At 71.7% G+C, this 14,063-nt stretch carries 10 protein-coding genes; 7 read left to right on the forward strand and 3 right to left on the reverse strand.

Annotation, left to right across the window (positions count from 1 at the left end; translation table 11 throughout):
• Both Voc01_RS00105 and Voc01_RS00110 read left to right on the forward strand, forming a co-directional pair.
• The gene (locus Voc01_RS00105; RefSeq protein ID WP_239159814.1) at positions 1-792 is read left to right on the forward strand and encodes an amino acid ABC transporter permease; all 792 of its coding nucleotides are present in this window, start codon (positions 1-3) and stop codon (positions 790-792) included.
• Positions 789-1,565, forward strand: coding sequence for an amino acid ABC transporter ATP-binding protein (locus Voc01_RS00110; protein WP_203925120.1), 777 nt, complete (start codon positions 789-791; stop codon positions 1,563-1,565). The genes Voc01_RS00105 and Voc01_RS00110 overlap by 4 nt, the downstream gene beginning before the upstream one ends.
• Here the strand turns inward: Voc01_RS00110 and Voc01_RS00115 are convergent.
• On the reverse strand, positions 1,518-3,329 hold the full coding sequence (locus tag Voc01_RS00115; protein ID WP_203925121.1) for a glycoside hydrolase family 3 protein: 1,812 nt from the start codon (positions 3,327-3,329) through the stop codon (positions 1,518-1,520). The genes Voc01_RS00110 and Voc01_RS00115 overlap by 48 nt on opposite strands.
• Positions 3,330-3,513: 184 nt before the next feature.
• On the opposite strand from Voc01_RS00115, the gene Voc01_RS00120 reads away from it, so the two are divergent.
• Positions 3,514-6,045 (forward strand): DUF7933 domain-containing protein, encoded by a 2,532-nt coding sequence (locus tag Voc01_RS00120; protein ID WP_203925122.1) that lies wholly within the window; start codon positions 3,514-3,516, stop codon positions 6,043-6,045.
• A gap of 71 nt (positions 6,046-6,116) precedes the next feature.
• A complete protein-coding gene (locus Voc01_RS00125) occupies positions 6,117-6,485 on the forward strand; it encodes a hypothetical protein (protein ID WP_203925123.1) in 369 nt (122 codons plus the stop codon).
• A gap of 1 nt (position 6,486) precedes the next feature.
• Here Voc01_RS00125 and Voc01_RS00130 read toward each other — a convergent pair whose 3' ends face one another.
• Both Voc01_RS00130 and Voc01_RS00135 read right to left on the reverse strand, forming a co-directional pair.
• Positions 6,487-7,470 (reverse strand): NHL repeat-containing protein, encoded by a 984-nt coding sequence (locus Voc01_RS00130; RefSeq protein ID WP_203925124.1) that lies wholly within the window; start codon positions 7,468-7,470, stop codon positions 6,487-6,489.
• Between the two features lie 121 nt (positions 7,471-7,591).
• A complete protein-coding gene (locus Voc01_RS00135; RefSeq protein ID WP_203925125.1) occupies positions 7,592-8,566 on the reverse strand; it encodes an acetylxylan esterase in 975 nt (324 codons plus the stop codon).
• A gap of 251 nt (positions 8,567-8,817) precedes the next feature.
• Here Voc01_RS00135 and Voc01_RS00140 point away from each other — a divergent pair, with 251 nt between their 5' ends.
• The 3 genes from Voc01_RS00140 to Voc01_RS00150 all read left to right on the forward strand — a co-directional run bounded on the left by Voc01_RS00140 (position 8,818) and on the right by Voc01_RS00150 (position 14,058).
• Positions 8,818-9,540 carry a response regulator transcription factor gene (locus Voc01_RS00140; protein ID WP_203925126.1) on the forward strand — a complete coding sequence of 241 codons (723 nt, stop codon included), beginning with the start codon at positions 8,818-8,820 and terminating at the stop codon, positions 9,538-9,540.
• A gap of 79 nt (positions 9,541-9,619) precedes the next feature.
• The gene (locus Voc01_RS00145) at positions 9,620-12,676 is read left to right on the forward strand and encodes an AfsR/SARP family transcriptional regulator (protein ID WP_203925127.1); all 3,057 of its coding nucleotides are present in this window, start codon (positions 9,620-9,622) and stop codon (positions 12,674-12,676) included.
• Positions 12,677-12,768: 92 nt separating this feature from the next.
• A complete protein-coding gene (locus Voc01_RS00150; RefSeq protein ID WP_203925128.1) occupies positions 12,769-14,058 on the forward strand; it encodes a lipase family protein in 1,290 nt (429 codons plus the stop codon).
• Positions 14,059-14,063 lie beyond the last annotated feature (5 nt).

Genomic DNA, 14,063 nt, shown 5'->3' on the forward strand with positions numbered 1-14,063 from the left:
ATGGTCGGCCGGAGGAAGCGCGCCCGGATCGTCCGCGGCGTGCAGTACGGGGTGTTCGTCGCCGTTCTCCTGCTGGTCGTCGTGCTCGCCGACTGGGACGAGATCCGGCGCGCGTTCTTCGACGTCGACGTCATCAGGGAGATCTTCCCGGAGGTCGTCACCACGTACCTGGTGAACACCGTGCTGTACACGGTGGCGGCGTTCGCGTTCGGCCTCGTGCTGGGGCTGGTGCTGGCCCTGATGCGGTTGTCGTCGGTGCCGCCGTACCGGTGGGTGGCCAACATCTACATCGAGTTCTTCCGGGGTGTCCCGGCGCTGCTGGTCATCATCGCGTTCGGGTTCGGCATCCCGCTCGCGTTCGGCGGCGCGACGTTTCCCGGCGGCACGCTCGGCACGATCGCCGCGAGCCTCGGCCTGGTCGCGGCCGCCTACATGGCCGAGACGATCCGCGCCGGCATCCAGGCCGTTCCGCGTGGACAAATGGAGGCCGCCCGGTCGCTCGGCATGTCGCACACGCGGGCGATGGTGTCGATCGTGCTGCCGCAGGCGTTCCGCATCGTGCTGCCGCCGCTGACGAACGAGCTGATCCTGCTCACCAAGGACTCGTCGCTGGTCTACCTGCTGGGCCTCACGCTCGAGGACCGCGAGCTGGCGAAGTTCAGCCGCGACATGCTGACCCAATACGTCAGCATGACCCCGATCCTCGTGGCCGGCCTGTGCTACCTGATCATCACCGTGCCGCTGAGCTTCCTGGTGCGGCGCCTGGAGGCGAAGGCGGCGAGAGCGAAATGATCGAGGTTCGCGACCTGCACAAGTCGTTCGGCGACCTGGAGGTGCTGCGCGGCATAGACTTCCGGGTCGAGGCGCGCGAGGTGGTGTGCGTCATCGGGCCGTCCGGGTCGGGCAAGTCGACGCTGCTGCGGTGCATCAACCTGCTGGAGCAGCCCACGTCGGGACGGGTGTTCGTCGGTGACGTGGAGGTCACCGACGACGACGTCGACATCGACGCCGTGCGGCGGCGGATCGGCATGGTGTTCCAGGCCTTCAACCTGTTCCCGCACCTGACCGTGCTGCGCAACCTCACGATCGCGCAGCGGCGCGTCCTCAAACGGAGCCGGAGCGAGGCGGACCGCATCGCCCGCGAGAACCTGGAGCGGGTCGGCCTGTCGGAGAAGGAGAACAGCTACCCGGCGCAGCTGTCCGGCGGGCAGCAGCAGCGCGTCGCGATCGCCCGCGCGCTGTCGATGGGGCCCGACCTCATGCTCTTCGACGAGCCGACGTCGGCGCTCGACCCGGAACTCGTCGGTGACGTGCTGGCCGTGATGCGCACCCTCGCGGACGACGGCATGACGATGCTCGTCGTGACGCACGAGATGAGCTTCGCCCGCGAGGTCGCCGACCGCGTCGTCTTCATGGACGGCGGCGTCATCGTCGAGGAGGGTGACCCGGCGCAGGTGATCGGCAAGCCCCGCAACGAGCGGACGCGCACCTTCCTGCGCCGGGTCCTCGACCCTGCCTCAGCTCCCGTACCGGAGACCGTGACCGAACGGGTAGAGGGCACCTGACCCGTCGGCCCTCGGGATCGTGACCGGCAGCTTCCCGCTCGGGTTCACCTCGCCGAACAGCACCCGCACCAGCGACTCGACCGACTCGGCCGTGTAGCCGTAGGTGGCGAGATACGTCTGCGCGGTCGGCAGGTAGCCGATGTCGTACGGGTTGCGCATGCCCGCGACGATCACCGGCTTACCGGTGGCCACGAGGGCCCGCACGAACGCCTGCTGCGCGGCGGCCGCCGCCGTGGGCTGTCCGGTGGCGACGTTGATGCTGCCGGCGTTGTTCGTCGACACCACCACCACGTCGTTGCCGGCCGCCTGCGCGACCACCTCCGCGATCCGGGCCGCGGACGGCGTGGTGCCTGTCTCGGCTACGGTCACGGCCTGCCCGCGCTTCGTCAGCGCCGCGCCGAGTGTCTGCGTGGTCGTGACGCCCCACCCGGTCACCAGGACGTTGCGGGGTCCGGCCGCCAGCGGCAGCACGCCGGCGTCGTTGCGCACGAGGGTGGTCGTCCGGTCGGTGATGGACTGCGCGTCGGCGAGGTGCTGCGGCGCGCCGACCACCTGGACCGCCCGGTCCGGGTTGACGTACCGCTTGAGGAACAGGCTCCGCTTCAGCTTCAGCTTCAGGATCCGGACGACCGACTCGTCGAGCCGCTTCTGCGAGATCTCGCCGCTGCGCACGGCGGCCAGCACCGCGTTGTACGCGACGTCCATCTGCGGCGCCAGCACGAGCTGGTCGGCGCCGGCCTTGAACGCCTCCACCGGCGCCACGTTCGGCGGGTACGTGGCGGTGGCGCCGCCCATGTCGAGCGCGTCGGTGACGATGAGCCCGTCGTACTTCAGCTCGTTGCGCAGCAGGCCGGTGAGGATCGGCTGCGACATCGTCGCGGGCGCGCCGCTCGGGTCGACCGACCGGAGCACCACGTGCGCGGTCATGATGGTGTCGACGCCGCTGCGGATCGCCTGGCGGAACGGCGGCAGGTCGATCGCCTCGAGCTGCTCGCGCGTGTGGGTCACCTCGGGCAGACCGAAGTGGCTGTCGACCGCGGTGTCGCCGTGGCCCGGGAAGTGCTTCGCCACCGCGGCGGCGCCGCCGGCGTGGTAGCCGTCGACCTGCGCCGAGACGATGCGCGAGACGAGCGCCGGGTCCTCGCCGACCGACCGCACGCCGATCACCGGGTTCGCCGGGTTCACGTTGACGTCGGCGACCGGCGCGTAGTTCTGGTTGATACCGACGGCGGCCAGTTCCGTGCCGATCACCTCGGCCGACCGTTTGGCGGCCGTCGTGGAGCCGGCCGCGCCGAGCGCCATGTTGCCGGGCATCGAGGTGGCGGGCGCGGTCAGCCGGAAGACGACCGCGCCGCCCTCCTGGTCGGTGGAGATGAGCAACGGGACCGGGATGCGCTGCCGCGCGGCGGCCTGCTGCAAGCCGTTGGACAGGGTGGCGATCTGGCGCGGGTCGCGCACGTTGTCGGGTCCGCGCCGGGCGTCGAAGTAGATCACGCCACCGGGCTTGTACTTGTCGATGACCTGGGCCGGCGTGTCGACGCCGTACAGACGCTGGTTGTTCGCCGAGACGGTGTCGGCGGCCTGTCCGTACACCTCGACGACGAACAGCTGGCCGACCTTCTCCTCCAGCGTCATGAACTTGAGCAGCAGCTTCGCCGCCGCCGTCGCCGGGTCGACAGTGGCCGACGCACCCGACGGCGGTACCGCCAGCACCGAGACGAGCACGCCGACGAGCGCACCGGCCAACCAGGATCTTCTGCGCATGCCAACCTCCGCGGTTCTGGCCCCCCATGGTCACCAGAGAAACTGGTCTATACCGTACGGCAGATCGGCCCGGACGATGGAGTTGATCGATTTAGCATCCGATTCGCTTTACGGCCCATACCGTACATAGCGGACCGATCCCGGCACCGGGGTCGGCACGACGCTGTCCATACGGGGGTCATGGATGCTGGCGCTGTTCCTACCGTCTTCCACCACGTGGCGGAGGCGCTTCTCGGTCGCCGCCACGGTCGCGGTGATGGCCGCGGTCGCCGGCATGGGCCAACCGGCCAGCGCCGCCGAGAAGGACGCGCCCACGCCGGTCCCGTCGAAAGCGGCCGCGCCCAAGGCGGACAAGAAGAAGGCCGACAAGGCCAAGGCCGACAAGAAGACCGACAAGAAGGCGGACAAGAGGGCGGACAAGAAGCCCGCGAAGGCCGCCGACGACAAGCAGGACAAGCAGCAGGCCGGCGACGACGCGTCGAAGGCCGCCAGGCCCGGGGCGCGGACCGAGCCGGCCAAGGCCGGCCGGGCCGCCGCACCGACGCCATCTCCTACGCCGAGCCCGTCGACGTCGCCCACACCTCCGGCCGCGGCAGCGACGCCGACCCTGACGCCTTCGGTGGCCGCGGTCGAGGACCCGCCAACGATCCAGGACATGGCGCCACCCGTGATCACCGGGGTGGAATCGGTGAACGCCGACATCGACGTCACCGTGACCTGGAGCCAGTGGCTGCAGGAGTACCAGCCGTGGTTCAACAACTACGTCGTCACGGCGAGCCCGGGCGGCAAGACCTGCGAAACGGCCGTGAACGACTGGGGCGCGACCAGCTGCACCATCGAGGGCATGGAAGCGGGTGGCTACACCTTCACGGTCGAGGCCGTCACCGAGGGCGGCCCCGGAATGTTCGTCAGCCAGCCGTACGAGAAGGCCGTCGCCGCACCGGAACCCGACGGCGTGAAGCTGACCGCCGCGTTCCGCGACGAGACGATGGAGGACCACGACTGGTCGGCCATCAAGCTGCTGATGAAGCGCACCCCCGGCTCCGAGGTCACCGGCCTCGGCTACACGGTGACGCTGCCCGACGGGCTCGTGGTCGCCGACACCAACGTCAACCTCTACTGCATGGGCAACGTGACGCTCCAGGAGGGCGGCTCCACGATCACCCTGAGCGGCGCGTCCATCATCAGCGAGAACGCCGAGTGCGCGCTCGACGTGGCGGTCACGTCGAGCATGTCGGGAATCTACGGGGTCACCAGCGCCAGCATCAGCGGGCTCACCGGTGGGCTGCTGAACACCGTCACCCCGCAGGAGCTGACCGTCACCGGAGCGATGCCGCGCATTCACGCGTCCTTCGATCCGACCACCGTTCCGGCGATGGCCGTGTCGAACCTGCGGGTGAGCCTCAAGCGGACCGACGAGAACCCCGACTCGTACGAGAAGGGTGTCGGCTACGAGCTCGCGCTCCCGACCGGACTGACCATCGCGGCGGGCCAACCCGCGAACACCTGCGGGGGTCAGCTGGCCGCCGCGCAGGGCGGCGCAACCGTGGCCCTGTCCGGCGTCACCGTCGAGGCCACCGACGAGTGCCACGTGCAGGTTCCGGTGAGCGCCACCAACGGCGGCAGCTACCAGATCGGCGACTACGACTTCAGCAACGTGACGAACGCCGACCCCGATCTGATGTCCGGCTGCATGGACGGCGTTCCCGGCATGGCCAGCGAGGGCTGCGGTCCCACGCTCGTGGTGACGAAGCTGGCCCAGACCGTCACGTTCACGCCGGCGGCGTCGGTGCCGCTGTCGTCCGGCACGTACGCGCTGACCGCGACCGCCAGTTCCCAGCAGCCGGTGGGCTTCAGCGCCACGCCGGAGAGCGTGTGCACGGTCTCCGACAGCACGCTGACGCTCGTCGGTGTCGGCACCTGCCAGGTCACCGCGGCGCAGAGCGGAAACCAGACCTACAACGCCGCCACTCCCGTGCAGCGCTCGATCGTCGTCGTTCCGCCGCCGCCGTCGGCGCCGACGCTCACCGCCGGCGTCTCGTCGCTGACCGCGACGTGGTCGGCGCCGCAGGACAGCACCGGGATCACCGGCTACCGCGTCAGCGCGTCGCCCGGTCAGGCCACCTGCACCACCACCGGTGCGACGACGTGCGTTCTCGGTGGCACCGCCGGCACCACCTACACGGTCACCGTGCAGGCTCTCGTCGGCGAGGCGGCCTCACCCGCGTCCCCCGCCTCGAACCAGGCGACCCCGACGGCGCCGCAGCCGCCGGCGACCGTGCCCGACACGGACCTGACGCTCACCACCGACCAGGGCATCATCACCGAGGCCGATCCCGGCGAGCAGATCGTGTTCATCGGCACCGGTTTCGCGCCGTACTCCACGGTCGTCATCTCGATCTACTCCGACCCGATCGTGCTCGGCACCGCGGTGACCGACGCGCTCGGCAACTTCAGCAAGCCGATCACGGTGCCCCGCAACCTCGCCGCCGGCGCGCACACCGCCGTGGCGCAGGGCGTCGCGCCCGACGGGTCGCCGCGCTCGATGAAGCTCGCGATCCAGGTCGCCGTGAGCGGCGGCGCTGGAAGCGGTGGCGGGCTCGCGGTCACCGGTGTGCCGGTGGTGCTCATCGCGCTCGTCGGCCTCGCCCTGGTGGGCATGGGCGCCGGCCTCACCGCTCACGCCGCGAGGCGCCGCCGGCCGCAGATCGGCTGACACCTGGCGATGGAAATGGCCCGCGGCAACGCGGGCCATTTCCATGCCCACACCTTCGGTAGCGTTCAGCCATGACCGACGCAGACGACGTGCGCGCGGCGTACGAGAAGTACCTCTCCTCGTTCACCGGCAACGACCTCGCCGGCATCGACGAGGTGGTGTCCTACCCGCTGGCACACATCGGCGACGGCCGGGTCGTGATGTTCGACCGCTTCCCGATCGACCCGGCCGGCCTCATGGCCGCCAAGGGCTGGCACACCACCGTCGACAGCCGGTACGAGGTCGTCGCGGTCTCCCCCACCAAGGCGCACGTCGTGCTCTACCAGGGTCGGCGCGTGCGCGCCGACGGCTCGCTCATCGAGACCGTGTCGGCGTTCTACGCGTTCACCCGCACCGACGGCGGCTGGAAGATGTACGCGATCTCCGACGTGGTCACCTGAGCTACCAGCCGAGCGGCGCCGGAATCCGCTGCACCTTGAACGGCAGGTTCGGCGGCTGGCCCTGCTGCAGGCGCAGCACCTGGCCCTCGGCCACGAACAGCGACCCGCCCGAGCGCACGACCGAGGTCGGCTGGTCGAACGTGCCGACCAGCGTGATGGCGCCGGTGCGCACGTCGATGACGCTGAGCGGGCCCGGGTTCTCGGTCACCAGCAGGCGGTAGGCGTCGAGCATCCGGATGCCGTCCGGGTTCTGCAGGGTGCGCGGCAGCGTCACCTTGGTTGCCGGAAGGGCGGAGCCGTCGGGCGCGATGCCGACGCGCACGAGCGTCCCGGAGCTGTAGTTCGTGGTGTAGACGGCGTTGCGGCCGTCGTAGGCGATGCCGTTGATCTGCAGGCCGCCGGTCGGCTCGGTGAACGCCGGATCGGCCGACCACACGCTGAGCGTGCCGCCCACCGCCGACGCGCGGCTCGGCGTGGTGAGCCTGAGGATGCGACCGGGCAGGGCCGGCTGCACCGTCGGGTCGACGGTGTCGGTGATGAACACGTCGCCGCGCACGAGCACGATGTCGGCGCACACGCCGCGGTCGGGCACCGTGTAGGAGGCGACGGCCGCACCGGTGCGCAGGTTGAACGCCTTGAGCTTCGTCGGCTGCTGGAAGCTCAGGTCGATGTCGCACGTCCACAGCACCCTGCGCACGTCGTCGACGAGCACCCCGGCGGTACCGAGGTTGACCCCGACCGGAACGAACGTCTCGGCGGCCCAGACACCGGCCCGGAAACGGACCACCTCGCCGGTGGTGATGCTCGCGACGTACAGGTCGCCGTTGGCGGCGGCGGTGATGCTCTCCGGGTGGTAGTTGTTCCCGGGAACGACGAGCGTGGCGGGTGGGCGGGCGCCCCCCGCGTCGGCCGCCGCCGCCGTCGGCAGCACCGCCACCATCGCCAGTCCGGCTCCGAGCGCTGCAGCCAGCACACGTCTTCTCATGAAGGCCCTCTCATGCACGAGAGCACGAGGGCATGCACAGGCATCTCTTTGCACAACGCCCCCGTGCGTCTGCGGAAGATGATCGCGCCAAGCAAAGCCTATCGATGTCAGGAGCGCAACCTCAGGCGTCGAGGAGTGACGCCAGATACGCCCGCTGCACCCCCTGGTTGAAGCCCGCGCCACCCTCGTGGCCGTTGAACGGCCAGACCGTGATGTCCTTGCGCTCCCCCGCGTAGTGGTTGAACGCGGCGAAGACCGTCGAGGGTGGACAGACGGCGTCCATCAACGCCACCGAGAACAGGGTCGGCGCGGTCGCGCGCGCCGCGAAGTTCACGCCGTCGAAGTAGCGCAACGTCGAGAAGACGCGGTCGGCCTGGCTCCGGTGCGTCCGGCAGAACGTGACCAGCTCCTGGTACGGGTACGCGTCGGTGATGGCCGTCGCCCGCCGGTAGTGGCACAGGAACGGCACGTCGGGCAGCGCCGCGGCGAGCCCGTCGGCCAGGCCGGCCGCCGCGAGCGTGATGCCACCGCCCTGGCTGCCGCCGGCTACGACCACCTTCGTCGCGTCGACCACCGGGTGCTCGCGCACGGCCTCGACGGCCCGCACCGCGTCGGTGAACACCCGGCGGTAGTAGTAGGTCTGCGGGTCGGTGACGCCACGGGTCATGAAGCCGGGGGTCTGCGGCGTGCCGGCGGAGTCGGGGTCGGGGGTGTCGGCCACCGACGAGCCGGCGCTGCCCTGTCCGCGGGTGTCCATGACGAAGTGCGCGTAGCCCGCCGCGCTCCAGAACAGCCGCTCGTGGGCCAGCCCGCGGCCGCCGCCGTACCCGATGTACTCGACCACGCAGGGCAACGGCCCGCTCGCGTCCCGCGGCACCAGGAACCAGCCGCGCACCGGCTGCCCGTCGAACCCGCTGAAGGTGACGTCGTGCACGTCGACCGTCGCGAGTCCCGCGTCGTAGGGCACGAACCGGGCCGGGGTCGCCCGTTCGCGCGCCTGGTCCAGCGTCGCGGTCCAGAACTCGTCGAAGTCGTCCGGTTCGTCGCGCTCCGGCAGGTACCGCCGCAGCTCCTCCTCCGGCCAGTCGACCAGCATGTGCTCTCCCACCTCTCGGGGTCCTCGTCCTGTCCAACATCATCCTGGCAGGCCGGACGGTGTCGCCCTTTCCCGGGACGTGTAGCGCGCGGCCCGGTCACCGACGCTCTATCTGCGCGACGCGGCGCCCCGCCGTTGACAGCGCCGCTTGGAAGCTCCTCCTGAAGGCGTCTCCTGAAAGCGCCTCTTGAAAGGCGGATGGAAGGCCGCTGAAAGCCGCCACCGGCAGGCTGGCGTCCCATGGGGGAACCGTGATCCGCGTAGACATCATCGACAGTTCGCCCGTGTTCCTCGTCGGTCTGACGCAGGTGCTCGAGGCCGACGGGATCCGGGTCGTGGGAGCCAGGACGTCTCCGCACGAGCCCGTGTCCTGGCTGGCCGACGCGATCCTGGTCGACCCGGACGTGCTGGCCGAGGTCGACGAGGTGCGGTTCGTGCGGCAGTGCGCGCAGCTGGCGGCGGTGCTGGTCATGTGCGCCGGACCGGTCACCGACCCGCAGCGCTACCGCCGGGCGGGTGCCGCCGCCGTGTTGAGCAAGCGGACCGCCGCACCGGACATCGTCGCCGCGATCCGCATGGTGGTCGCACCCGGGTCCCGGCGCCCGGCTCCGTCGGCGTGGCCCCTCAACGTGGCGCCCACCCGCACCGGCTCCGACCGGTCGGGGTCGGCCCTGTCGGAGCGGTCGACCGTGTCGGAACGGTCAGCCGTGTCGGAACGGTCAGCCGTGTCGGAACGGTCAGCCGTGTCGGAACGGTCAGCCGTGTCGGAACGGTCAGCGCTGTCGGAACGGGAGGAGCAGGTGCTGCGGCAGATCTCGCAGGGCCTGACGCACAGCCAGATCGCCACCCGGCTGGGGATCAGCCGCCACACCGTCGACACGTACGTGAAGCGGATCCGGGCCAAGCTCGGCGCCGGCAACAAGGCCGAGCTGACCCGCGCCGCACTTCTCGGGCGCGTGACCGACCAGCGCTGAGCTCCGACCGGATCGTCCGGTCAGCGCGCCGGAGCCCGAATTGGTAGCTTGCAGGGTCGGTTGGCGTCAGCAGGGGGTCATGGTCCGCGTTCGTTACGGGGTGCTCGGTCCGCTGGAGGTGGGCCTGGGAACGGAGCGTGTGCGTCCGCGCAGCCGCCGGCAACGCGCGGTCCTGTCGCTGCTGCTGCTGAACGCGAACCGGGTCGTGCCGATCGACGAGCTGATCGCCGCGTGCTGGGAGCAGCCGCCGGCCACCGCGCGGGAACAGACCCACGGCGTGGTCTTCCGGCTGCGGGGCCTGCTCGGCGAGGCCGGTGCGGCCCTGCGCACCGCGCCGCCCGGGTACCTGCTCGAGGTCGCCCCCGACGAGCTCGACCTCGAGGTGTTCGAGCGGCTGCTGGGCATCGCCCGCGCCCACGACGCCGCCGGAAACCCCGCCGCCGCCAGTGACCGCATCCACGAGGCGCTGGACCTGTGGCGCGGGCCGGCCCTGCCCGACCTCGACGCGCCCCGGATGGTCGCCGAGGCGGGCCGGCTCGACGAGCTGCGGTTCCAGGCCCTCACCAGTCGCATCGAACTCGACCTGCGCCTGGGCCGGGAGCAGCGGCTGGTGCCCGAGCTCACCGCGCTGGTGGCCGAACACCCGTACCGGGAGGACCTCCGCGGCCAGCTGATGCTCGCGCTGTACCGCACCGGTCGGCAGACAGAGGCGCTGGCGGTGTACCGCGAGGGCCGGCAGCTGCTCCACGACGAGATCGGCGTCGAGCCCGGCGAGGAGCTGCGGGCGCTGGAGCAGTCGGTGCTCAACCGCGACCCGGCCCTCGGCACGCCGGAGCCGGAGCCGGCCGCCGGTAACCCGAAACCGGCCGCCGGCCAGGAGCCGGTCGCCGGCAGCCCCAAGCCGGCCGACGACGGGCCGGAACCGGTCTACCGCAACGACCTGCCGCCCGACGTGCACGACCTCACCGGACGCGACGCCGACCTGGCGCTCGTGCTGGCCGCCACCCGCACCGCCGACCAGCCGGTGGTGGTCACCGTCGACGGGATGGGCGGGGTCGGCAAGACCACGCTCGCCGTGCACGCCGCGCACCGCCTCGCCGGCGACTACCCCGACGGGCGCATCTTCCTCGACCTGCGGGCGCACAGCGTCGGGCAGGAGCCGCTGGACCCCCGGCAGGCGCTGGGCGCGCTGCTGCGGGCCGACGGCGTACCCGCGGAGCTGGTGCCCGACCAGTTCGAGGAACGGGTGGCGCGGTGGCGGGCCCGGTTGGCCGGCCGGCGGCTGCTGCTCGTCCTCGACAACGCCGCCTCGGCGGCGCAGGTACGGCCGCTGCTGACGACGGCACCCGGCTGCGCGACGATCGTCACCAGCCGGCGCCGGTTGACCGGGCTCGACCGGGTCACCAGCATCTGCCTGGAGGAGCTGTCGCCCGACGCGGCGGCCACGCTGTTCAGCACGGTGCTCGGTGGCGACCGGGCAGCCGCGGAGCCGGTGGCCGTGGCCGACGTCGTGCGCCTGTGCGGATACCTGCCGCTGGCCATCCAGCTCGCCGGCGCGCGGCTTCGGCACCGTCCATCATGGACGGTGGAGCACCTCGCCAGCCGGCTCTCCGACCGGCACCGCCGGCTCACCGAGCTGTCGGCCGAGGACCGCAGCGTGGCCAGCGCGCTGGCGCTGTCGTACGAGCCGCTGCCCGACGCCGAACGCTGGCTGTTCCGGCTCCTCGCCGTCGTTCCCGGCGACGACTTCCACCGGCGCACCATCGCCGCGGCCGCCGACCTCGACGGCGACGACGCCGAGGACCTCCTGCAGCGGCTGGTCGACGCGCACCTGGTGGAGCAGCGCGTGCCCGACCGGTACCACCTGCACGACCTCACCCGGCAGTTCGCCCGCGAGACGGCCGAGCGCGAGGACTCCGCGGCCGACCGCACCGCCGCGTTGGACCGCGTGCTCGACCACCTCTTCACCGCCGCGATGCCGGCGGTCGACCGGGTCGCGCCGCTACGGCACCGCATCGCCGTCGAGTCGGTGCGACGGCCGGACCTGCTGCCCGACACGGCCAGCGCCGGCGCCGCCCGCACCTGGCTGGAGACCGAACGCGCGACGATCGCCGACGCCGTACGCATGGCCCACGAATACGGCCGCGACACCCGGTGCTGGCGGTTGGCCCAGGCGATGTCGCCGTTCTACATGCTGCGCTCGTACTTCGACGACTGGGCCGCGACCCACGACACCGCGCTCGCGGCCGCGCGCCGCTCGGGCGACCGGTTGGGCGAGGCCATCACGTTGGCCGAGCTCGGCACCGTGGGCTGGGTGACGGCGCGGTACGCGGAGGCGACCGAGCTGTGCGAGCGGGCCCTGGCGATCCACCGCGACATCGGCAACGTCAACGGCCAGGCCGCGACGCTGCGCCTCCTGGGCAGCATCAGCCAGCGGCAGGGCCGGTACGCCGACGCGCTGCGCCACCTCGACGGGAGCATCGCGCTGGCCCGGGAGCTGTCCGACCGTCGCATGGAGGCCAACGCGTTGAGCAGCGCGGCGATCGCGCACTTCCGGTCGGGACGGGCGGAGACCGCGGCCGAGCTGTTCCGCAGCGCCCTCGACCGCTACCAGGAGGTCGACGATCCGGGCGGGGTCGCCGCCACGCTGACCAACCTCGGGTACGTGCTCATCCAGGCCGGCCGGTGCCGGGAGGCGCGCGGCCACCTGGAGCGGTCGCTGGTGCTGCGCGACACGGTCGGCGACAGCCACACCGGCCAGACGCTGACCAACCTCGCGATCGTCCACCGCACGCTCGGCAACCCGCGGCGCGCGTTGGAGTACCACGACCGGGCGCTCGAGTCGTTCCGCCTGTGCGGCGACCGCAGCGGCGAGTCGGAGGCGCTCAACGACCTCGCCGACACCCTGGCGGCCGTCGGGCCGGACGGGCAGGCGCACCGGCACTACCGGGAGGCGCTGGAACTGGCCGTCGACACCGGCAACTCCTTCCAGCAGGCCAGGGCCCACGAAGGGTTGGCACGGAGCATCAACGACGACTCGCCGTTCCGTGACGAGCACCGCCGCCGCGCCCTGGCGATATACACCCAGCTCGGCGCGCCCGACGCCGAACGTGTCCGTTACAAAACCGTGACCTGAGGCAAGCTACCCACCGGTAACGAGCGAGCGGTACGGTGCGGTACCGCATTGAGTCGCGCCAATGCGCTGCTCAGGCACCTCCGGGAGGCCACATGTTCCGCGCCTGCCTAGCCGCCGCCGCCCTCGTCCTCACCGCGACCGTCGGCGTTGCCGCACCCGCCCACGCCGCCCCTACCCCGCCCGCCTTCTACACGCCACCGACCACCCTGCCCGCGGCGAACGGCGCGCTGGTGCGCACCGAACCGCTCCCGCTGGCGCTGAGCCTGCCCGGGATCACCGGTCCGCTGCCGGGCCGGGCGACCCGCCTGATGTACCGCTCGACCGACTCCACAGGCGCGGCCGTCGCCGTGACCGGCGCCTACATCGAACCCACGGCACCGTGGTGGGGCGGGGGCGCCCGGCCGCTGGTCGCGGTCGCCCCCGGGACGCTCGGGCAGGGCGACCACTGCTCCGCGTCGCTCGGCCTGCAGTACCCGATCGTCCTGACGCCCGACACGGTGTCGGTCGGCTACGAGATCCTCGCCATCTACCGGTTGCTGGTGCGCGGGGTCGCGGTCGTGGTCACCGACTACGTCGGTCTCGGTACCCCGAACCTGATGCACACGTACGTCAACCGCATCGATGGTGGACGAGCGTTACTGGACGCGGTACGCGCGGCCCGCGCGCTGCCGGACACGTCGCTGACCGCCCGCTCGCCGGTGGGTCTGTACGGCTACAGCCAGGGCGGCGGCGCGACAGCCGCGGCGGCCGAACTGCAGCCCGGCTACGCACCCGACGTCCGGTTGGCCGGCACGTACGCCGGTGCGCCGCCGGCCGACCTCGCCGAGGTGACGGCCGGGATCGACGGCACCGACCTCGCGGGCGCGCTGGGTTTCGCGGTGAACGGCTTCCTGCAGTCCGAACCCGCCCTGCGCCCGGTGCTCGACCGGCACCTGAACGCGGCCGGCCGCACGGCGCTCGCCCGGCTCGCGACGATGTGCGTCGGCGACGCCATCTTCGCGTACGGCTCCACCCGTAGCACCGCCTGGACCGTCGACGGTCGCTCGCTGATCGACGTGGCACGGTCGGAACCGGTGGTGCGGGCCGTCTTCGCGAAACAACGCATCGGGACCGGCAGACCGGCGGGACCGGTACGCATCGCCACCGGTGTCACCGACAACCTGGTGCCGCACCGGCAGGCGCGCACGCTGGCCGTCGACTGGTGCCGTCTCGGCGGCGACGTCACCTACGAGGCGGTGATCCTGCCGGAACTGGGACGCGCGCTGCTGAACCACTTCGCGCCCCTCCTGACCGACCAGGAGCCGGCGATCAGCTGGCTCGTCGACCGGCTGGCCGGCCGGTGGACGCTGTCGAACTGCTGGAGCATGCCGATCCAGCCGTGACGACG

Source organism: Virgisporangium ochraceum, from assembly GCF_016863655.1.
GTDB classification, from domain to species: Bacteria; Actinomycetota; Actinomycetes; order Mycobacteriales; family Micromonosporaceae; genus Virgisporangium; species Virgisporangium ochraceum.